Annotated in this window: 22 protein-coding genes and 1 tRNA gene; 13 read left to right on the forward strand and 10 right to left on the reverse strand. The window is 63.1% G+C overall.

The genetic code is table 11. The features are described from left to right. Positions 1-10: 10 nt before the first annotated feature. Both nadA and AC1DSD_RS05390 read left to right on the forward strand, forming a co-directional pair. Positions 11-1021: a quinolinate synthase NadA gene (nadA, locus tag AC1DSD_RS05385; protein ID WP_478028883.1), complete on the forward strand. Its 1011-nt coding sequence runs from the start codon at positions 11-13 to the stop codon at positions 1019-1021. Further along, positions 1018-1572: a hypothetical protein gene (locus tag AC1DSD_RS05390; RefSeq protein ID WP_478028884.1), complete on the forward strand. Its 555-nt coding sequence runs from the start codon at positions 1018-1020 to the stop codon at positions 1570-1572. The genes nadA and AC1DSD_RS05390 overlap by 4 nt, the downstream gene beginning before the upstream one ends. On the opposite strand, the gene AC1DSD_RS05395 is transcribed toward AC1DSD_RS05390, so the two are convergent. Together AC1DSD_RS05395 and AC1DSD_RS05400 are read right to left on the reverse strand one after the other, a co-directional pair. Further along, positions 1553-3337: a DUF885 domain-containing protein gene (locus AC1DSD_RS05395; protein WP_478028885.1), complete on the reverse strand. Its 1785-nt coding sequence runs from the start codon at positions 3335-3337 to the stop codon at positions 1553-1555. The two genes, AC1DSD_RS05390 and AC1DSD_RS05395, sit on opposite strands and share 20 nt — an antisense overlap. 57 nt (positions 3338-3394) lie before the next feature. Further along, positions 3395-3910, reverse strand: a complete 516-nt coding sequence (locus AC1DSD_RS05400; protein ID WP_478028886.1) for a DUF1697 domain-containing protein — start codon at positions 3908-3910, stop codon at positions 3395-3397. Positions 3911-4150: 240 nt separating this feature from the next. Between AC1DSD_RS05400 and nadC the strand changes: the two genes are divergently transcribed. Genes nadC through AC1DSD_RS05415 form a run of 3 tightly spaced genes read left to right on the forward strand, consistent with a single transcriptional unit; the run spans position 4151 to position 6155 of the window. Further along, positions 4151-5002 carry a carboxylating nicotinate-nucleotide diphosphorylase gene (gene nadC, locus AC1DSD_RS05405; RefSeq protein WP_478028887.1) on the forward strand — a complete coding sequence of 284 codons (852 nt, stop codon included), beginning with the start codon at positions 4151-4153 and terminating at the stop codon, positions 5000-5002. 35 nt (positions 5003-5037) lie between these two features. After that, positions 5038-5448, forward strand: coding sequence for a hypothetical protein (locus AC1DSD_RS05410; protein WP_478028888.1), 411 nt, complete (start codon positions 5038-5040; stop codon positions 5446-5448). After that, entirely contained in the window at positions 5445-6155 is a 711-nt protein-coding gene (locus AC1DSD_RS05415; RefSeq protein ID WP_478028889.1) for a ribonuclease T2 family protein, read from the forward strand. Before AC1DSD_RS05410 ends, AC1DSD_RS05415 begins: the two co-directional genes overlap by 4 nt. A 254-nt stretch (positions 6156-6409) precedes the next feature. Here the strand turns inward: AC1DSD_RS05415 and AC1DSD_RS05420 are convergent, their stop codons facing one another. Then, positions 6410-6832 carry a DUF4112 domain-containing protein gene (locus tag AC1DSD_RS05420; RefSeq protein ID WP_478028890.1) on the reverse strand — a complete coding sequence of 141 codons (423 nt, stop codon included), beginning with the start codon at positions 6830-6832 and terminating at the stop codon, positions 6410-6412. Positions 6833-6840: 8 nt separating this feature from the next. Then, positions 6841-8304 carry an ABC transporter substrate-binding protein gene (locus AC1DSD_RS05425; RefSeq protein WP_478028891.1) on the reverse strand — a complete coding sequence of 488 codons (1464 nt, stop codon included), beginning with the start codon at positions 8302-8304 and terminating at the stop codon, positions 6841-6843. A gap of 595 nt (positions 8305-8899) precedes the next feature. Between AC1DSD_RS05425 and AC1DSD_RS05430 the strand changes: the two genes are divergently transcribed. Then, positions 8900-9811, forward strand: a complete 912-nt coding sequence (locus tag AC1DSD_RS05430) for an OmpA family protein (protein WP_478028892.1) — start codon at positions 8900-8902, stop codon at positions 9809-9811. 109 nt (positions 9812-9920) lie between these two features. On the opposite strand, the gene AC1DSD_RS05435 is transcribed toward AC1DSD_RS05430, so the two are convergent. After that, positions 9921-10310, reverse strand: a complete 390-nt coding sequence (locus tag AC1DSD_RS05435; RefSeq protein ID WP_478028893.1) for a cupin domain-containing protein — start codon at positions 10308-10310, stop codon at positions 9921-9923. 167 nt (positions 10311-10477) lie between these two features. Here AC1DSD_RS05435 and AC1DSD_RS05440 point away from each other — a divergent pair, with 167 nt between their 5' ends. The 6 genes from AC1DSD_RS05440 to AC1DSD_RS05465 all read left to right on the forward strand — a co-directional run bounded on the left by AC1DSD_RS05440 (position 10478) and on the right by AC1DSD_RS05465 (position 15309). Next, a complete protein-coding gene (locus tag AC1DSD_RS05440) occupies positions 10478-10675 on the forward strand; it encodes a hypothetical protein (protein ID WP_478028894.1) in 198 nt (65 codons plus the stop codon). A gap of 40 nt (positions 10676-10715) precedes the next feature. Further along, entirely contained in the window at positions 10716-11759 is a 1044-nt protein-coding gene (locus AC1DSD_RS05445) for a rod shape-determining protein (protein WP_478028895.1), read from the forward strand. 710 nt (positions 11760-12469) lie between these two features. Further along, complete coding sequence (locus tag AC1DSD_RS05450; protein ID WP_478028896.1) at positions 12470-12757, forward strand: hypothetical protein; 288 nt, start codon at positions 12470-12472, stop codon at positions 12755-12757. Between the two features lie 168 nt (positions 12758-12925). Further along, the gene (locus AC1DSD_RS05455) at positions 12926-13213 is read left to right on the forward strand and encodes a hypothetical protein (RefSeq protein WP_478028897.1); all 288 of its coding nucleotides are present in this window, start codon (positions 12926-12928) and stop codon (positions 13211-13213) included. 393 nt (positions 13214-13606) lie between these two features. After that, on the forward strand, positions 13607-13972 hold the full coding sequence (locus AC1DSD_RS05460; RefSeq protein ID WP_478028898.1) for a hypothetical protein: 366 nt from the start codon (positions 13607-13609) through the stop codon (positions 13970-13972). Next, positions 13972-15309, forward strand: coding sequence for a hypothetical protein (locus tag AC1DSD_RS05465; RefSeq protein ID WP_478028899.1), 1338 nt, complete (start codon positions 13972-13974; stop codon positions 15307-15309). The genes AC1DSD_RS05460 and AC1DSD_RS05465 overlap by 1 nt, the downstream gene beginning before the upstream one ends. A gap of 249 nt (positions 15310-15558) precedes the next feature. Here AC1DSD_RS05465 and AC1DSD_RS05470 read toward each other — a convergent pair whose 3' ends face one another. Then, entirely contained in the window at positions 15559-16668 is a 1110-nt protein-coding gene (locus tag AC1DSD_RS05470; protein ID WP_478028900.1) for an acyltransferase family protein, read from the reverse strand. Between the two features lie 538 nt (positions 16669-17206). Here AC1DSD_RS05470 and AC1DSD_RS05475 point away from each other — a divergent pair. After that, on the forward strand, positions 17207-19186 hold the full coding sequence (locus AC1DSD_RS05475) for a hypothetical protein (protein WP_478028901.1): 1980 nt from the start codon (positions 17207-17209) through the stop codon (positions 19184-19186). 262 nt (positions 19187-19448) lie between these two features. Here the strand turns inward: AC1DSD_RS05475 and AC1DSD_RS05480 are convergent, their stop codons facing one another. The 4 genes from AC1DSD_RS05480 to ihfB all read right to left on the reverse strand — a co-directional run bounded on the left by AC1DSD_RS05480 (position 19449) and on the right by ihfB (position 20713). Beyond that, positions 19449-19751 (reverse strand): type II toxin-antitoxin system RelE/ParE family toxin, encoded by a 303-nt coding sequence (locus AC1DSD_RS05480; RefSeq protein WP_478028902.1) that lies wholly within the window; start codon positions 19749-19751, stop codon positions 19449-19451. Beyond that, positions 19748-20014: a type II toxin-antitoxin system ParD family antitoxin gene (locus AC1DSD_RS05485; RefSeq protein ID WP_478028903.1), complete on the reverse strand. Its 267-nt coding sequence runs from the start codon at positions 20012-20014 to the stop codon at positions 19748-19750. The genes AC1DSD_RS05480 and AC1DSD_RS05485 overlap by 4 nt, the downstream gene beginning before the upstream one ends. A gap of 153 nt (positions 20015-20167) precedes the next feature. Further along, positions 20168-20253: transfer RNA gene (locus AC1DSD_RS05490), tRNA-Leu, on the reverse strand. Positions 20254-20431: 178 nt separating this feature from the next. Next, complete coding sequence (gene ihfB, locus AC1DSD_RS05495) at positions 20432-20713, reverse strand: integration host factor subunit beta (protein ID WP_478028904.1); 282 nt, start codon at positions 20711-20713, stop codon at positions 20432-20434. Positions 20714-20732 lie beyond the last annotated feature (19 nt).

Consider the following 20732-nt stretch of genomic DNA (forward strand, 5'->3'; position numbering starts at 1 on the left):
GAGCATGTAGATGGACGCGCGCAAAGGTATTGGTGGGACGCTGACGGGCCTCGATTTGCGCGCCGAGATCGATCGGCTGCGCAAGGAGCGCAATGCCGTCATCCTGGCGCATTATTATCAAAAGCCGGAAATCCAGGACATTGCCGATTTCGTCGGCGACAGCCTCGATCTCAGCCGCAAGGCGCAGGCGACCGACGCCGAGGTCATCGCCTTTTGCGGCGTGCGCTTCATGGCCGAGACGGCGAAGATTCTGTCGCCCGAAAAGATCGTCGTGCTGCCCGACATGAATGCCGGGTGCAGCCTGGAGGACAGCTGTCCGCCCGATCAGTTCGCAGCCTTCCGCGCGCAGCATCCCGATGCGATCGCGTTGACCTATATCAACTGCTCGGCGGCAGTGAAGGCGCTGAGCGACGTGATCGTCACCAGCTCGTCGGCGGAAAAGATCCTCAGCCAGATTCCCAAGGACCAGAAGATCATCTTCGGCCCCGACCGCAATCTCGGCGGCTATCTCGCGCGCAAGACCGGCCGCGACCTGATCCTGTGGCCGGGCGTGTGCATCGTCCACGAGGCGTTCAGCGAGACCGAATTGCTCAAGCTCAAGGCGCAGCACCCCGGCGCCCCGGTCGCCGCGCACCCCGAATGCCCGCCGGTCATCCTCGACCATGCCGATTATGTCGGCTCGACCAGCGGCATCCTCAAATATGCCCAGGAGTTCGAAGGCGACACGCTGATCGTCGCGACCGAGCCGCACATCATCCATCAGATGGAAAAGGCGCTGCCGAACAAGCACTTCATCGGCGCGCCGGGCGCGGACGGCAATTGCAACTGCAACATCTGCCCGTACATGGCGCTCAACACGATGGAGAAACTCTACGTCGCGCTGCGTGACCTCGAGCCGCGGATCGAGATGGAGGAGGAGTTGCGGCTGAAGGCGAAGAAGAGCCTCGACGCGATGCTGAGCATGGCCTCGGCGACGGTGGGGATGGGCGACCTCGGACCGGCTAAGGTGACGGGGGATTGAAATGGCTCGGCTTGATTGGCCGCCTTCGCGGGCGCGCCAGGGGAGCGCTGCCGTCGGAGGATAAATTCGAGCCGACGTTCGAACAGTCGCGCGCAATGTGGCGGCAGCGCTGGCTGAGCGCACTCCAACATTTTGCCGATACCGATACGCAGCGGCGCTGGCTGGATACGAGCGAGCACAATCCTCACTATTCGTACGTCGAGTGCATGGCCTGCTATTTTGACGATGCCTTCTTCCCCGGACATGAGATCGACCGGTGGGTATCGCTGGGTTACATGATCGAAGCGGAATATGTGGCGATGTCGCCGTTCCATCGCCTCGTTGAAAACTATAGGCCTCCGAATGACGATCCATATGATTGTGACGCGATCCTAGCTGACGCTCGCTGGGGCGAACTGGTTCGCTCGGCGCAGAAGGTGCAGGCAGCTCTGGCTGCTCTGATTTCCGAGCCGACCGAGCTCGCTGCGTTAAAGAGCCCACGGGATTGGATTGAACTGGACGGCGGGGGCTATAGGTCGAGCGACGGCTCGTTCATCGTATCGGCAGGTTAAACACCAATTCCCGCACGAACCGTCCCGGCGGCGAGCCGTGCGCCAGGACCGCATCGTTATAGGTCTTGAGGTCGAACTTCGCGCCCCAGCGGCGCTTCGCCTCCTCGCGCATCGCCATATGCTCCTCATAGCCTGAGAAATAGCTGAGCAACTGGGTCGAGGAGAGCTGCGCGCGGACCCATTTTCCTGCCGCCTCGCGCTCCTGCTGGAACGCGCCCTTCATCATCAGGTCCACCGCCTGGTCGCGGGTCATGCCCTCGGTCTGGATGCCGATGTCGAGCAGCGTGTTGGTGATCGAGCGCAACCGCATCTTGAGCACGGTCAGCTTGAACAGCGGATCGCCATTCAGATAACCCTCATCCGCCATCATCCCCTCGGCATAGACTGCCCAGCCTTCGACGAAGGGGCCCGACGACAACACCGCGCGCAGCACCGATTTGTCCTGGTTCGAATGGTCGATCTGCAGCCAATGCCCCGGCATCGCCTCATGGATGCTGAGGTCGTGGATCATATAGCTGTTATATTCGCGCAGGAACGAAGTCGCCTGCGCCTCGCTCCAATCGTCGGGGATCGGCGAGATCGCGAAGAACGTATCCTGCCCCTTGTCGAGCGGTCCGGGGGAATCGCAATACGCGACGGCATTGCCTTGCTGGAATTTGGGCATGGTGATGATTTTCACCGGGGCGGTCGGCATCGTCACCAGTCCCTTGGCCCGCACGAAGTCGCTCGCGCTGGCCAAGGTCGCCTTGGCCGCAGCCTCGACCCCGTCGCGCGCCGGACGCTGCGCATAGGTCAGGTCGAGCGCGGCCTCGATCGCCTTTTGTTGCTGGTCGCGAGTCGGATTGGCGGGGAGGGCAGGGGCGCTCGCCTTGCTCGCCAGCACCTGTTGCGCGAGCCGGTACATCTCCGCGCGCGTCGCCGCCGCGGCAGCGGTCGCCTTGGCCTTGAGCTCGGGCCGCGTCATCGTCGACATCAGCGCGAACTTCATCTTCTGGTCGTAAAGCTTTGCGCCCAAGCGGAAATCGCCCTTGGTCGCGGGCACCAGCGTCTTGTCGAGCCAGACCTGCTGATCGGCCACCGCGGCCTTCAATCTGCTCAGCGCGACATCGAACCGTGCCTTGTCGGCCGGCGCAAGCTCATTGGCGTGCGGGGCGAGCATGCCCTCGGCGATCTCGACGATCCCCGAATTCTGCTTGGCGACCGTGCTCGCATAGATTTGCGGCACTTTCGCCGCGATCAGCTGCTGCCGTGTTTCGAGCAGGAAGGCGGGGAGCGCCTCCATTCGCGCGGTCGCCGCCTTGAGCCGCTTGGGCCAGGGCGCGAAATCGCGCGCGGCCAACGTGTAGAGCGCGCCGGCCGCGGCATCGTTGTAATTCTGCGCATTCCACGACCAGCTCTTGAGCACCTGGATATCCCAGAGCTCGTAATCGAGCGCGTTCTTGAGCAGCAGGAAATCGACCTGATTGTCGCGGCTCAGCGCCTTGAAATCGATCCGCGCCATAGAGCCCAGCATCGCCTGATCGAACGCCGCCTGATTGCCGCGGCCGCGCGCGGTGATGTCGGGCAATTTGTCGTCGAAGCGATGGTCGCCAAGCTGCGTTCCGCCGACCGGCGAGAAGCGCGCCAGGCTGTCGACATAGCGTTTCGACAGTGCCGCGAACTGCGCATTGGCGCTGATTGCCTTCGATACGGCAGGCGTCGCGGCGGGTACCGAAGCGCCGAGCGTGGCGGTCGCGGTGAGCAACAGGAAGGCGGTGCGGCGCATGCAGATTTTCCCTTTTGTCGCGGGCTTGTGCGGAAGCCCTTGTCGTTGCGGGGATGTCTAGAGCTTCGCCGCCATCTCCGCCAGCTTGGCGACGGTGTTCATGTTGCGCGCGGTGCCGGTTTTCGCGCCGGGGATCTTGAGCTTCGAATCCGCCATGCCGTGCTCGGGATAGCGGATGTAAATCTCGCGCTTGCCGAGTGCCATTTCCTCGCCATTGACGTTCGTCGCCTGCTCGATCGCGTCCTTCGCCGGCGCCTCATCCAGAAACGTCGCGACGACGCGATTGCCCGGCGCATCCGCGAACGGATTGGCGTCGCGCACGGCGGCCATTTCGGCGGCGGTGCGCACCATCACCCCGACCGCTTTGCCGGCATAAGCCTGCATCGCCTGTTCGAGCGCGCCCTTCACTGCCGCTTCGCTCTTGCCCGAGGCGAAGACGACATTGCCGCTGGCGATATAGGTCTTCACCTTGGCGAACCCGGCCGCTTCGCACATCGCCGTCAATTCGGTCATCGGCAGCTTGCCGGTCCCTCCGACATTCACCGCACGGAGCAGGGCGATATAGGCGGTCATCTCGGTCTCTCTCCCTCTCGCGACAGGCACGGCCGCTCCTGCGCTCGTCGATTTGCCCTCACATAGTTGGCACAAAGATATTCGGCAGCAATTCAGATTCGACATCAGCCGGTTGACCTGGACCAACGCGCGGTTCGCCACGATCGGAAAGAAGCGTCAGGCGGGCGCGGTATCGGTAGTCTCGGCAGCGACCTTCTGACGATTATGGGGTCGCGCGCCCGATCACGGCGCGCTACCAGCATGGCCATGTTCGACCTGCCTGGTTTCGACCTCTCCGCCTTCGTTCGCGCCACGCTCGCCGAGGATCTTGGCGATGGCGGAGACATCACCTCTGCCGCCGTCATCCCGGCCGATGCGCGCTTCACCGGCGTGATGGATAGCCGCGACGCGATCACCGTCGCCGGCCTGCCGATCGCCGAGGCCTTTTTTCGTGCGCTCGACCCAGGCGTGGCGATCGAGCGGCTGGTCGCCGATGGCCAGCGAGTCGCTGCCGGCACCGACCTGATGCGCCTCAAAGGCATGGGCCGCGCGATGCTTACCGCCGAACGCTCGGCGCTCAATACGATCCAGCATCTGTCGGGCATCGCCACGATGACGCGCGCTTATGTCGACAAGATCGCCGGGACCGGCGCCATCCTGCTCGATACGCGCAAGACCATCCCGGGCCTCAGGTTGCTCGAGAAATACGCGACGCGAATGGGCGGCGCGACCAATCATCGCATGGGCCTGTGGGATGCGGCGATGATCAAGGACAATCATGTCGCGGTGGCCGGATCGGTCGCGGAGGCCGTACGCCGCGCCGCCGCCGCCGGGATCGAACGGATCATCGTCGAGGTCGATCGCGTCGATCAGATCGAGCCGGCGCTGGCGGCAGGGGCGACGCACCTGTTGCTCGACAATATGGACGTGCCGACCCTGCGCGGGGCGGTGACCCTGGTCGGCGGGCGCGTGCCGACCGAGGCGTCGGGCGGGGTGCGGCTCGACACGATCCGCGCGATCGCCGAAACTGGCGTGACCTATATCAGCGTCGGACGGCTGACGCAGTCGGCGCCGGCCGCGGATATCGGTCTTGATTTCGCCGCGATCGGCTGACCATTATAAAAGATATCAGGGGTTTAGGGGGATTTATGGCAAGACCGAAGTCGATCAGACTGTTCGAACTCTTCTATCTGGGGTCGGTGCTGGTGGAGGCGGTGAACACCGCCATGACCTGGGCCGCGACCGACGCCAACCCGCAGACGATGCAGGTCAAGCAGATGCTCGGCCCCTGGTTCCCGGCGCTGCTCACGGTATTCACGTTCACCTTGTGGCTGCTGCTATGGTATTTCGCCGCACGGACGCGCAGCAATATCGCGCGCTGGGCGATCGCCATCCTCTATGTGCTCGGATTGATCGGGTTCGCCTTCTCGCTCACCGTCAGCGGGCCGCAATTGGCGCTACCGCTCGGCCTGTCGGTGGTGTCGCTGATCCTGACCACACTGGCGGTTATCTGTCTGTTCCGGCGGGACGCGTCCGCCTGGTTCGGAGCGTCGGCATGAAAGCCCGCGCCACGCTCGCGGCCCTGACCGCGTTAGTCCTGCCCGGCATCGCCAATGCCCAGGCACTGGTCTGCACGCCGAGCGCCAATCCGCCGCGGCCCAACCCGGAATTGCCGACCGCCGACCAGCCGCAGCGCGTGCTGCCGATCGGCGGCTATACGCTGGCGATCACTTGGGGACCGCAATTCTGTCGCAATGGCGGGTTCACGCCCTCGGCGCGGTTTCAGTGCGGCAGCGGCAACCGGTTCGGCTTCACGCTGCACGGCCTGTGGCCGGATGGCGTCGGCAAGGACTGGCCGCAATATTGCACGGCAACCGATCTCGTGCCGCCGCCCGTGATCAAAGGCATGCTGTGTTCGACCCCGTCGGCGCAGTTGATCCAGCACGAATGGGCCAAGCACGGCACCTGCATGGGGACGACCCCGGCAGCCTATTTCGCGCGGTCGAGCGCGCTGTATGGCAAGCTCCGCTATCCCGACATGGACGCACTCTCGCGCCGCCCGCTGACCGTCGGCGAGTTCGCGGCGGCGTTTGCCAGGTCCAACCCGGGCATTCCCGCGAGCGCGCTCCGCGTGACCGCGAAAGGCGGTTGGCTCGACGAGCTATGGCTGTGCCTCGACCGACGCTTCGCTTACGAACGCTGCAAGCCCAATACCGGCGGGCTTCCCGGCAATGCGCGCCTCAAGATCTGGCGCGGCCGGCGTTGAGGCGACTGACGCAATTTTAGGTAGATCGGCATCCGGATTTTCCCCTCCCTGCTTGCAGGGAGGGGATCAAGGGGTGGGTTGAGCATCGGGCGAGGCTCGATGCCTCGTCCGATGCTGTTTTGCCCAGCGGAACCAGAGTTTTTGAGAGCGCGCGGACGCGCGCACCCACCCCCAACCCCTCCCTTGCAGGGAGGGGAGTCTGAAATACCCATGCGCATGACCGGTTGCGACGGCGCCTAGCCGCTACGATCGCGTTACCCCTCGATCACCGCCGTCGACGGGTGATGCTTGTCGAGATGCTTGCGGATGATCTTCAGATTGCGGCTGTTCGACCGGAAGAAGAAGTCGGGCACCGCGCCGACCCAGGGGATCAGCCCCAGCGCGAAGTCGACGCCGACATTGCCGAACATCCGCGCCATCTGGGTTTTCGACATGCCCAGGTTGCGCGCTTCCCATACCATGTACGATCCGAGCGCGGCGCCGACCAGGTCGCCGATGCCCGGGACCAGGTCCAGGATCACGTCCAGTCCCAGTTTCTGGTTGGTGCCGGGGATCTTGATCAGCCCTTCGAGCAAATGCTCCAACCCCTCGATGCGCTTGCGCACGGAGGCGGCGTCGCGTCCCATCGGGACGATCTGGCTGATATCGGGACGCGGGATACGGGTCGTGTTGGCCATGGTCCGATCTAGTTGGTGTCGTTCCGTAGTCGATTCAACGGGTGCCATGCGCGCGGGTTCCCCTGCCATTGCTGCAGCCGCAGCGACACCAGCGACCAGCGCAATGGCGGGGCGATCGGGATGAAGGCGATATCGGCGGCCAGCGCGGCATCGGCTTCGGCGATGTGCGTGGCGCGCTCCGCCATGGTCGGGGCATCGCGCGCGGCGGTCAGCGCAGCCTGCGCGTCGTCGCTGCACAGCACGCAAGCGGTGGCGAGATACCAGCGCGCGCTGTCATAGGGCGCGACCTCGTCGATCAGCCGCAGGTCCGCCTCGGCAGTCATCGCCACGCGGATCGGTCGGATCCCGATCGTCGCCAGCCGCGCGCCGATCTGACCCCATAATATGTTGCCGCCCGGCGTGTTGGGCAGCGCCACCCGCAAGGCGATTTCTCCCGGATTGGCGAGGCGATAGGCCGCCACTTGCTGGCGGGCATCGGCCAACCGGGAATCGGGCGTCAGCGTCGCCCAGGCCGATACCGCCGGCGCGCTCGACGAATCGAGCTTGTCGGGCAACAGGCGCTCGACCGGCTGTCCCCAATCGGGCGTGAAGGCCGCGATCAGCGCCGGGCGATCGATCGCCTCGGCGATCGCGGCGCGCCCGGCCGCGGCTGCCAGCAAGCCGTCGCGCTTGACGATCGCCAGGCCGAACAGCCCGGCGGCGGGGTCCAGGCGAATATTCGCCGGCGCGACCTTGGTCATCGCGACCAAAGGCCAGTCGCCGATCGCCCCGCCGACCACGAAATCCGAATCCTTGTGCCTGAAACGCAGCAGCGCGCGCGCGGCGCTTTCGCCGATCAGCTGGACATTCTGTTCGGGGCCGGGCTCGGCGACCTCGTCGTCGGGCGATCGTGCCGGATCGAAGGCCGGGCGCAGCATCACCGAATTGGCGGCGGCAGTGGACACCCGGAACGGTCCGCTCCCGCCCGGCGGATTCTCGCGCCGGACCGTCAGTTCGGGCTGCGCGAACAGCTTGAGCAGATCGGGGCGCGGCCGGCTCAGCCGCACCTCGATCACCTGGTCGGTCATCGACACGATATCGTCGATCGCGGTCAGGAACGGCTTGAGCGGATTGCGCGACGACGGGGCGATGGCGCGCTTCAGGATGATCGCGACGTCGGCGGCGGTGACCTTGCCGCCGTCGCTCCATTCGGCCTCGCGCAGGCGGAAGATATAGGTGCGGCCCTGGTCGATCACGATCCAGCGCTCGGCCAGCCCCGGCTCGATCTGGCCGCTCGCGTCGAAACGCACCAGGCCCTGCGCGGTGGAGTCGAGCAACAGGCGCTGCGTGGTGTCGGCCGGGCGCTTGTTGACGTCGGGATAGGACGGCCGCCCGCCGATCGCGCTCACCACCACCGGCCCGGTGTCGGGGCGCGGATTGCACGATGCGAGCAGCAGCAGGAGCAGGGCAGGGATGCGGCGAGGCGCGGTCATAGACGCGTTGTGCCAAACTCCGCGGCGTGGCGCCATGGTGCGGACGGCGGAACCCCAAACCCGCTGCGAAGGAAGCGCAGAGCTTACAGGCATAAAGCCTTCAAGTTCTTTATCATTTTATAGTTGCTGGACGCCCATCCGGTCTTCCGATTTGGTCACCCGATCGGCCAAAACAGTCGGCGTCCGCAATTGCTCTGCAGCCATAGCTGCGCACCCCGATTTCGTTCGTTCGCCGTATCGGTGATTTACCATGAAAGCCGGCGCTCGACTGTCGCCGGCCACTCTTTCCGGCAATCGCGGTCAACGGCCGAGCGTTAACTATTGCGCTTTTGCGCCGGGCGATTTCATCGGCTCGCCGCGCAATGCGCTCCAATTATCCCTGCAACCACCACCATCACGGGCGGCGTTCATGTGCGCGAAAGGTTGGTCCGAACACCCAGCAAGTCCCTGATGTTCGCGTACGGCGTCGCGTCGCACTTGCCGAGGAAAACTGGTGTGGCGTGATCAACCTGCCCGATGGGCAACACGGAGAGGACGGCCCGGCGATGCGTGCGACCACCAACGCCCGGCTGGTCAGATTTCAAGGAGCAATACGATGAGTGCAATTTCCAAAAACCCAAGAATGCTTTTCATGCTCGCCATGCTTACTGGCACGATGTCGGTCGGCGTGCATGCACAGCAGACGCCGCAAGATGCGGCTCCGGCTCAGGCTCCCGCTTCGGCGCCGGCCAACCCGGACATCACCGTGAACGGCACCGCGCCCGCCGACTTGACCGGGATGCCGGACGGGCCCGACGTCGAAGGCTTCATTTCGGCGCGCAATGATCAGAAGATGCAGGTGACGACCGCGGGCGGAACCAAGACGGTGGTCCTGATCAGCGATGGCACCAGGATCAAGTCCAAGGGCGGCCTGCTGGGCCTCCGGAGCAACAAGCTTGCCGCGGACCAGCTGCTCAACGGCCTGCCGGTCGACATCAAGACCGTGCAATGGGGCGGCGGCCTGGTGGCGAGCCAGATCGCGCTCAAGACCAAGGATCTCAGGACCGCGTCGATGATCCGCAACGGCACCGACCAGCGCTTCGGCGAACAGGCCGCGGCAACCGAGGCGCTGCGCGGCCGCGTCGCCGATATCGATCAGTATAACGTCAAGGGCACGACCAACGTGACCTTCGATACCGGCAAGGCGGTCCTGTCCCCGCAGGCGAAGGCCGATCTCTGCGCCGCGGCAACGCAAGCCGAAGGGATGAACAACGCTTTGCTTCTCGTCGTCGGCTATACCGACTCGACCGGAAGCCAGGATTTGAACCAGACGCTGAGCGAGAAGCGCGCCAGCCGCGTCGTCAATTTCCTTCAGCAAGAGTGCCATTGGAAGCCGTATCGCATGCTGACCCCGACCGGCATGTCCGAAGCGGATCCGGCGGCACCCAACGACACAGCGGCCGGCAAGGCACAGAATCGCCGCGTGGCGGTGAATATCATGGTCAGCAAGGGCCTCGACGGCATGTAAGGCGCTTCGGGGTGGGCATTGCCCACCCCGAGTTCCGCTTTGGCCTGGGCAGATCCGCATGAAGCCAAAAGCGGCCGGCGCGAACGCCCGCACGCAACTCAGCGCCGGCCTACTCCAGGTCAGTCTGGATCCATTGCGGCGAGTGATGGATGTCGATCGTCTGAAGCCGGCCAGGCCCCAGATTCTCGAACTTGTGCGGCACGCCCGCCGGACCGAGCACGACCTCTCCGGCGGACGCCTCGATCACGGCATCGCCGACGAAAAAGCGTGCGCGGCCCTGTATCACGATGAAGGTCTCGTCATAGGGATGGACATGCAGCCGCGGACCAACGCCGATCTCGTCGGTACCATAAGCGAGCACCGTGACCGGCCCGTCGAGGTCCAGCCCGGCGACCGAGCCTCGCCACGGTCCTCCCCCGGCGGGATCGAACAATGTCGCTCGTGACGCCGGCCGTCCGTCCGGCCGAACGCTGGCCGGGTCAAAATCCGCGCGACTCATTCTCAACCTCCATCTCCGTCGGCATTTCGGGGCGATCCATCGATCGTAACGGCTCCGGGCGCAGTCGGATGCTCCCGACTCGTCGTATTTGGCGCCGCGCTTCCCATATACGGTCCGGGAGAGCTGATTTGGACCGGACAATACCATCCGACGTCGTCGAGCAGTGGATGACTCACCTTCGGCTGCAGCGGACGCGGGCGCGTGACGCGGTCTGGCTGATCGAGGAGGGCGCCACCTTGCATGACGGGCGCATCGGCCAGCCGATGCACGATGCAACTCAGCGGTGGCTTAATGAGCAGCGAGAGGTCATTGCGGAAGTCGACCGGCTCGTCGCCCTCTATGATGAGCTAAACGCCAGACAATGATGCGCGGATGGTCGCGCGCCTCCTAAAAGATCGAGTAACAATGCGCGTACCCCGCTTTTTTTCCACGACGTCCAACGACATGGCGATCGACCTCGGCACGGTGAACACCATCGTTTACCTGCGCGATCGCGGTATCGTGCTCAACGAGCCATCGGTCGTGGCGATCGAGCTGATCGACGGTTTGCCGCGATTGCGGGCGTTCGGGATGGAAGCCAAGCTGATGATCGGGCGGACGCCGCAGGGCACCTCGACCGTGCGGCCGATGCGCGACGGCGTCATCGCTGATGTCGATATCGCCGAACAGATGATCAAGGCGTTCATCGACAAGGCGCATGGCGGCCCCTCGCGGCTCCCGCGTCGGCCGGAAATTCTGGTCTGCATTCCTTCAGGTGCGACCCAGGTCGAGCGGCGGGCGATACGGCAGGCCGGGACCAATGCCGGCGCGCGCAGGGTTCGCCTGATCGAGGAGCCGATGGCAGCGGCGATCGGCGCGGGCCTGTCGATCAACGAGCCGATTGGCACGATGGTCGTCGACATCGGCGGCGGCACGACCGAGGTTGCGGTCCTCTCGCTCGGCAACCTCGTCCATCACGCATCGACCCGCGTCGGCGGCGACAAGATGGACGATGCCATCGCGTCGAGCATTCGCCGCAACCACAATCTGGTCATTGGCGAGACGACGGCGGAGCGCATCAAGCTGGAGATCGGCGTTGCGCGGATGCCGGAGGACGGCCGCGGGCTCGTCATGGCCGTACGCGGCCGCGATCAGGTCAACGGCGTACCGCGCGAGATCGACATCTGCCAGGCGGACATTGCCGGGCCGCTGAGCGACCTCGTCGATCAGGTGATCGAGACCGTGTTGCGCACCCTCGCCGCCACCGCGCCCGAACTCGCCGCCGACATCCATGAACACGGTATCGTCATGACCGGGGGCGGGTCGCTGTTGACCGGCATCAGCGATGCGCTGGCCGAGGCGACGGGCGTGCCGGTGATCATCGCCGAAGATCCCCTGACCAGCGTGGCGATGGGCGCGGGCAGGGCGCTCGAGGACGAGGCGTATTCGGGGGTGATGATCGATAGTTAGGGGTTGTGGGGGCTGGTCGGGGTTGCGGGGTTCTGACGGTAGGAGAGCTGCGATTGTGGGCCCGCGCGACCGGCAGTTCAATGTCATGACCGCAATGCGCCCAAACCCGGTCACTTAGCGATCGATTTCCGCTTCCCGAAGCCGCCATTCGTTCATGCGACGGTCTAATGGCCGTTTCTGGGTGGGAAGCGGAACGGCGGCTTGTGGGAGCCGAAGGAGCGATAGCTGCCGTTCAGGGGCGGACCCTCCGGGAATGCCTAACGACCCCAGTTGCGAACGCCTGTTAGAGTCGGTTACGTTCTGCCAATGAGAGAGCGTCTTAACGAGCGCATTCCTTGTTTCCGCGCTTCTAGTCGCTGCGCCGGCCTCAGCCGGGGGGCATGAGTACCTCTGCGCCAACGGCACGTTTCCGGATGAAAAAGCAAACTTTGGCTTGGCCGTCATAAACGGCGGAAATCGCGCTTATCTTTACGATGTGGACGATTGTTTAAACCCGTCCCGCTGCGAGAAAGTGCGTGCGGGTCACGTTATGCCAGGAGAGCGAGTCATCACCAGCCGCACGAAGGGCAATTACGTTTGTATCTTTTTCTTCAGCAACTGGGGATCGACGGGATGGGTGGAAAAGTCCAAGCTTCGCGCTCTCGCGGTCAAATAGCAAACCAGCGCGTTCTTCGTGGCTTGGACGGTGGTCGGTTGAGGGAAATCCAAGCGTGCGCATCACGAACAAGCGCGGGATGATGCACGTAGGAGGCGAAGCATATTGGCCGGGACCCGACCTCGATCCAGACTTGCCGCCACGTCATTCTGGAGAAATTGACGGCAAACTCACGCTGCTCGGTAACCGCGCGCGCTACGGTGATGATAACCGCGCGCGCTACGATGATTATTGCAAGATTGATTTCACCTTGGTCGGCGACATTCTAATCGCCAGTGACAATAGCTGGTGCGGCGGCACGAATGTCCGGTTTAGTGGGGTCTATCGTCGCGTTCGGGCCTAAGCCCGCTACCCACCACTTCCCGCTGTTCAGGGCGGCCACGTCGATGATCGCCGGCTAACGCCCGGGAATGGGTGGTTTGCGGCCCGTCTGCTTACGAGTGTGGCGGATTGGTTCGCTGCCGTTGCGCTTCCTGGGGCAGGCCGATTATCTTGCGCGGTAGGAGGCAAGATGACTGACGAGTTTCTGATCGACGGAATGCTATCGGGGACTGGTGTTCGCGACGCCATCAACGGTGGCTATGTCGATCCGAAATCTCTTGGATTGTCTGAGGCCCTCGCACGCAACCTCGCTTCTTGGCAGGCGCGCTACGAAGAGGCACAATTTGCCGGCTTTCCTGACGATCTCGTGGCCGAACTCGACGAGGAAGGTGTGGCGCTCGCATCGAGGTTTCAGGAAGAACAGCCCGGCGCAAAGGTTGGCTATTTCTCCAGCGGGCTTATGAAGCGCCTAGATTAGGTCCGCTTGCGGACGACGCACCTGCATCCTTTAATGGCCGGCCTTGGGTCGTTATCCGCCATTCGCGCCTCTCTCGATCCGGTGGTCGGCTAAGCGCCCCATCTTGGTCATTCCAAAGTTTGACCAGCGGTCCTAAAAGTGGTCGTTCGTTCAGGCTGACCTCGGCTGGGCGACACGGCCCTTCTGCTAAATACCCCGCATGGACAGAACCCTTTATGCGATCGGTCCACATCTGACCTTTTAGCTGTTGCCGTTTCGGAGCTGTGATGCATCAACTGCTCCAACGGAGTAGGGGGCATGATGGCACGGAAGCGAAAGCCCATTCAGCATATGGGTCGGCTAGTCGTCGACGTGCTGACGCGGAACCAACTGCGGCGCCGTCGGCGGCGGCTGTTGCGGCTCGCTCGGTTCGCCGCTCCGGCGCCGGCGATCAAGGCCGCTGGCTGGCTTGCCACCGAACCCTATCTCGGAGAAGTCGTGCAGGACGCGCTGGCCGAGGCCTATGGCAAGCACTTCTACAATGATTTTTACAAAAAGTTCGACGCGCTTAATTTGGATACCGACCGCATCGGTATGTTGGTGGACAAAACTGCCGCGATCCTAAAGCGCGCGTTCCCCCCTGTCGCATTGCCGGTCGAAGAGCATTTCCACGATCCGGCCAATCCGATGCTCAATTTTCAGGCCTTTCTTCAAAAGATGAAAAAGGACGAAACGCTCGGCGGACTTTCCGCGGCGCTGACTCCGCTGGCGCATTACTGATGGCGGGCCGTCCTTCCCGTCTGCTCTGTGCAGCAGCGCTGGTCGTGATACCTGCTCAAGCGATCGCCGCTGGACCACCGCAGGATGATTTTTGCGATACCGGCAAGCCCGTCGCGCGCGAGCGGCTCGCCTACACGCTCCTCGCCTATGCTGGCGTATCACCCTATCCGCTCGCCTGGGCGATAACCAATCCGATCATAAAGGACGATCCCAAGAAACCCATTCCGACCGCGGATCTGCCTTTCCGAGATCTGTCGCCAGCATGGCGAGTGATCGCCGACGACAAGTTCTGCACGGACAGCCCTGCGGTCACCGGCGATGTATTGCCACGCTGCGCCAAGGACGATTCCGCCAAGCTTGAAGTCGCGCGTCAGGCCCTCTTTCGCATGTTCCGGGCTGGCTCAAACTTCAGTTTCGAGCGTGGGACAACCGGTACTGATTATATGATGAAACCGGCGACCTCGTTAATCTGCCCCGCGGAAACGCCAAAGGCCGATCCGTGGATCACGGGACCGAATCTGGCCGGCGATCTCAAGCTGCGGATTCGCGGTTCGAGCGACGGCTTGCAATTCAACAGGACAGACGACAGCGAACAGTTCGCGGGGCTGGATCGCGCGACCATTTCCTGGGCGGACGACCGGACCAAGGATACGTCCACCTTTAAGCTGACACTGATCGCCGGCCTCGCCATTCCGGTGCCGGGTACTGCCGACAAGGCGCAAATCATTCCTTATGTCGGCTATAAGATTGGTCGAACGAAGAAGCTGCCCGACCCCAAGAAGACCGACGATGAAACGCTTCGTGTCGGTGCAGTCTATGCGTTCTATACGAGGAACGGTGATCTCACGAACCGGGTCGCCATTCGGGGCGAATATGCGGTGAACAAGGTCGAAGGTAGTGAGATCTTCAGCGAGAACGTGAGTTGGACGCCAAAATGGAAGTATCTCAACGGCTATTACGCGGTCCGGGATGCAAATGACGATTCACTCTTCTCAATCATGCCGCGGCTCGAGTTGCGTACGACGTTTGGCCGCTTCTTCGATCGGGGAACGCGCAGCGACGATGAAAGCCATAATTTCTGGCGAGCAGGATTTCAGTACGGCGCCACGGTCAAGAGCGACCTCGCCTGGCTGCCGGTTGACGTGACCGTGCTTAATACCAGGCTCTGGGCGTTCAAAGGCTATCCGAACAGGCTCAGTCAGTTAAAGGGCACTATCTCGGCTAATCTCAGCAAGGACAAGATGTTCGGCGTCGATCTCAGCTACGTTCGAGGACGGTTCGAGGATCTGTCGAAGCGGGAAGACGGGTGGTCGATCGGGTTCGGGGCCAAATTCTAGAAGCTGGGTGATGCGGTCTCGGCCAATCCGGTCTGGTAGCCGTTCACCACCGATCGCGACGATGTCAGCTTTTGCAGGAAGAGTGTCCAAAAGCTCCCAGTCCGCAACCGACTCAAATTCAGACAACGCCTTGGTGAACTGATCAGCTTTCGCTCCTGTGGCATCTAGCCTCGTGGCGCGCCTGCCGATGAGCGGCAGATTGGGGTTTATTTTGATCACAGCCTTGCCATGGCCAAAATAGAATCATCGCTAAGGCCCGCTATCCGCCGCCTGATAAGGCGCAACCGAGCCGCCAAGCGGCGCCACAGGATAGCGTCTGATCCACGCCGCGCGCACCGCTCTGCGCCCGGGACGCTCGATCAAATGGAGCGCTACGTTCGCCAGGGCCAGAACGACGATCGAGAACGTCACATAGAGCGCGATGACGCCCGTCCAGCTGGCATGCGACTTGCCGAGCGCGGCGAAAAAGATGTTCAGGACCGGATAGTGAACCAGATAGATTCCATAGCTGCGCTCCCCCAGCCACAGGAACGGGGGCGCTTCGAACGTCTTGATGCGCAGCACCAGCAATAGTGCCGCCGGCCAGGCCAGCAGGTCCAAAGGCAGCAACGGACTGTAAGAGCCGACATTGATCGTCACGCCGATCGCCAAGGTCAGGGCAAGGGCGATCGTCGGCACCCGCGCCAGTATCTCACGATATTGCCACAATAGCTGCCCGATGAAGAACCCGAGCACGCCTCCGATCAGATAGTCGGCGCCCCAGGGCCCACCGGGCAATCCGAGCATGGCGAGTTTCGTTACGATGAGCGCGACGAGTGCTACCGAGATCCAGGTGAGCGCTCTTTTGCCCGAACAGGCCGCCAGGGCGAACAGAATGTAGCAGAGGATTTCGACGGAGATCGACCAGCTCGGGCCGACGAATCCACTATCGGCCCCGGGCACGAGTCCCTGCAGCATGAAAAGGTGGCACAGGAAGATCGGGAGCGTGTTTTCCGGCCTACCCCAATCCAGGACGGCCACGATCAGCAACATGGTGAGATGGAGCGGATAGAGCCGCGCTATGCGTGCCACGGCGAAATCGCCGAGCTGACGCGCGGTTCGCAGCCCCGCGCCGCCGAGATAGACATGCGCGAAGATGTAGCCCGAGATGAGGAAGAACAGGTCGACGAAGGTCCAGCCCCAGCGGAAGAACCAGCCGGCAACGCCGCCAAAGAAGTCACTCAGGCCGTTATAATAGAATATCTGGAGGTGATATCCGGCGACGACGCACGCGGCGATGCCACGCAGGCCGTCGAGCCGCGCCAGACGGGGAACGGCTGAAGCGTCACGCGGTCGGGGGGCATCTGAGAGCTGCTCCATGAAGGACCGCGCTAACGGCCCGACACTATTTTATGATTAACGCGACCGGCGCGCGCATCAGCTCCTCAATCTGGTGCGGGCGGCGGGACTGGGCCCTGCGCTCTAAAGGATGGGGGTCCTATTGCCGTCCAGACGCGCTCGTTGGCGCCGGCGATATTGCGATCACGGCCGGACGCGAGACCCCTGAGTCAGATCGGTACGGGCTTTGATAGCGCTACCTATTGACAGCGCTCGTGCAATAAATCAGACAAATGAAATACGCCACGATGATGGCGACCAGTCCCGCTCGGCGCTTGCCGCGCAGGGCTGAAAAAATTTGGGATGGGCGGGGATGAAAGGCTTATTCAAACCGGTTCTGGTTGCTGCCCTGTGCGGCGCGGCGCTTGTCGCGCCGGCGCAGATCGTGGCGGCACCTAAAGCTGCGGCGCAGTCCTTTACCTGGAAAACGGTGCCTTGGGGCGGAGGCGGATACATTCCGGCATTCCTGTACCATCCTAAAAGCCCGAGGATTCTATACGCGCGCACAGACGTCGGCGGAATGTACCGCTACGATTACAAGGCCCAGAAATGGATTCCCTTGCTGGACGATCTGAGCCGTAGCGACGCGGACCTGATGGGTGTGCTGGCCATGGCCATCGATCCCAACGACCCTCAAAAACTTTATGCGGCGTGCGGCCTATACATCTCCCAATGGGCGCGAAAGGGTGCGATCCTGCGGTCGAACGATCAGGGCCGGACCTGGCAGAAATTCGACCTCCCGATCGGCGTCGGCGGCAACGCTGATGGACGCGGCACGGGCGAGCGGCTGGTCGTCGATCCGGCCAACGGCAAGATAATCTATTACGGCAGCAACCGCGACGGCCTGTGGAAGAGCAGCGATGGCGGGGCCAGCTTCGCGCGCATTGCCGCGCCGGTGAGTTCGATCTCTTTGCTGTTTTTCGATCCGCGCGACCATGTGCTGTATCTCGGCGGCGTCGACGGCCAGGGTCACCTGTTCGCCAGCCAGGACGATGGCAAGACTTTCACGCCTGTCTCCTCGACCCCGGACATGATCCCGCAGCGCATGGCGCAGGGATCGGACGGCACGCTGTTCGTGACCTATGCCCGGGGCGACAAGGAGGGCGAGGTCAATCCGGCCGCTGCGACAACCGGGGGCGTGTGGCGCCGGGATCCGCAGGGCAGGTGGGCCGAGATCACGCCCGAGAAACCGGTGAACGGCGCCAAGTTCGGTTATTCGGGGGTCGATGTCGGTCCGGACGGAACGCTGGTCGTCACCACGCTCGACCGGTGGTGGCCGGGAGGGGAGATCTATCTCTCCCGCGATTCCGGCAAGACGTGGATAGGCCTCCACGATCAGGCCAAGCGGTCGGAGGGTGATTATGCCTGGGCCAAGGACTGGCAGAGTAACGGCTGGTTCGGCGGCTGGATGTCGGACGTCAAGATCAACCCGTTCAACAAGAACGAGTTGATTTACCAGGATCAGGGCGCCTGGGTGGTCACCAACCTTAGCGATGCGGGCTCCGGCAAGGCGTTGAATGTCGTGTTCCCCGACGAGGAATTGGAGGAATCGGCACCGCTCGATCTTGCCGTCCCGCCACAGGGCGCCCAGTTGTTGCTGGGGATGGGCGACAATGCCGGCGGAGCCTATTTCGATCTGACGCTTCCCCCGGACCAGGGTCTGTTCCGTCCCGCCCGGGGGAACGTCCCGGGCATCGACTATGCCGGGTCGAAGCCGCTTTATGTCGTTCGCACGTCGGATTCGGCCAAGCACAAGGGCTTCGTGTCCAATGACGGCGGGATGAGCTGGGCGGAGCTGCCGACTTCGATCTTCGAAACGCCGGGCTATCCGAAGGCGGACTGGTATGATCCGGGACGTATCGCCGTATCGGCGGGCGCCACGTCGCTGGTCTGGGCGGCCGGGAGCGGTCCGCCTTATTATTCGAAGGACGGCGGCAAGAGCTGGACGAAATCGGGTGGCGTACCCGATCTCAAGGATCGCAATTTCCGCCCCATCGCCGACAAGCGGCTCGACGGCGTCTTCTACATCTTCGATCCCGCGGGCCGCATCCTGATCAGTGCTGATGGTGGAGCCAGTTTCACGCCGATCGTGACGGGATTCCAGGAGGTCGCGCCGTGGCAGCGGGCGAAGCTCGAAGTTGTGCCGACCATCCTGCGCGACTTGTGGCTGGCCACTCCCAACGGCTTGTTCCACTCGCCGGATTCCAAGCACGCCGCTAATCAGATTGGCCATGTCGACGCGGCCTGGGCCGTCAGCTTTGGTGCTCCGCGAGCGCCTGACGGTTACCCGACAGTCTATATGGCCGGGAAGATCAATGGCGTAAGCGGACTCTGGATGTCCGAGGACCAGGGCGGATCCTGGGCCGAGATCACCAATGAAGGTCGCAGGATGGAACTCGTCGGCATCGTCGCGGGCGACATGAAGAAGTTCGGCGTCCTGTTCGTCAACACGCCCCATGGCGGGATTATGGTAAGCAGCGCGGCGGAAGTGGTAAAATAGCGAACTATACTGGGCCCGAATCGCGATACCCGGCGACGGCGCACGCAGCGATAACCGAGCCGTCCGTCAAGCCGCGCCGGCCGGGAAACGGCTAAAACGTCGCGCCGCGGGGGCCTTCGGGCGCTGCGCCATCTTATAATCTGGTGCGGACGGCGGGACTCGAACCCGCACACCCATGGGGAGAGGGATCTAAGATCGCCAGCGCTCTCGACTTGGCCAGGGGAACGCTATTTCGCGGGTTCGAGCCAGCGGCCTGATCCCGCTAGATGTCGTCGGGAAACAACAGCGCTTCATAGTCACGTGCGCCGTGCAGGATGTGGATGACCGTCCCGCGATCGGCCTCCGCCCGATAGAAGATCAGATAATTGCCATGGACCCGGCGACGGATGCCGAGACGCTCGTAGCGCGGCACAAACGGAAATCCATCGGGCAGATCGCCGAGCTGGCGCGCTTTGCCGATCAACTCGTCAATGAATCTGGCTGCCCGCGCCGGGTTGTCCTGCGCAATGTAATCGCCGATCTGCTCCAGGTCGCCAAGCGCTTCGGCCGTCAGAACGACCTTCATTTCGATACGTTTGCCCTCGCCATGCTGCGATATTTTTCGCCGAGCGACGCGGCGACGGCGTCCAGCTCATGGACGCGGCCTGCATCGGCATCAGCGGCGCCGCGCTGGATCGAGGCGTCCAGGGCGGCAAGGCGCGTCTCGCGCTCGTGAATAAGGCGAACGCCCTCGCGCAGGATTTCGCTGCGCGAATTATAACGGCCCGCTTTCACAAGCTGACCGACGAAAGATTCAAGCTGGTTGCCCAGATCGACGCTGCTGGCCATGGGGGCACCTCCTGGAGCCATGCTATCACGGCCCGATAATAGTTATCAATGCTCTTGAAGCGAGCGCAGCGATCGTCCGTCGGAACTGAGAGTCTCTAGCGTGCGCCAAGCCAGACCACATAAATGCAGCCTGATCATTGCATACTTTCAATCTGGTGCGGACGGCGGGACTCGAACCCGCACACCCATAGGGCGAGGGATTTTAAGTCCCGTGCGTCTACCAATTTCGCCACGTCCGCGTGTCGGCACAGGTCGCGCAGGCGCGCGGCTTGGTCAAGCGCGGAGTTGGCAGGCGAGGGGTGCCGTCACGCGAGTAAATCGCGTGACGTCGGTCAGGCGCGGCGCGCCKGCCGGCCGGCCTTCGGTGAGTCCTGGTTCAAGCTGCGCTTCGCGTCGCTTGAGCCAGGCCACCTTGGCTCAGGAAACGTTGAGCCGGACGCGCATTTCCTTGCCGGGCTTGAAATAGGGGACGCGCTTGGCGTCGACTTCCACTACTTCGCCCGTTCGCGGGTTGCGACCAGTGCGCGCACCGCGCGCACGCGTTGAAAAAGCGCCGAAGCCCCTCAGTTCGACGCGGCCATCGGCCGCCAAACGCCGCGAAATCTCATCGAAGAACGTCGAGACGATTGCCTCGACATCGCGGAGCGCAAGATCTGGATTGGCTTCTGCAAGCTTCTGAATCAGTTCCGAACGAATCATACGAACACGGTCTCCCCAG

The organism is Sphingomonas sp. P4_D12 (assembly GCF_056401895.1).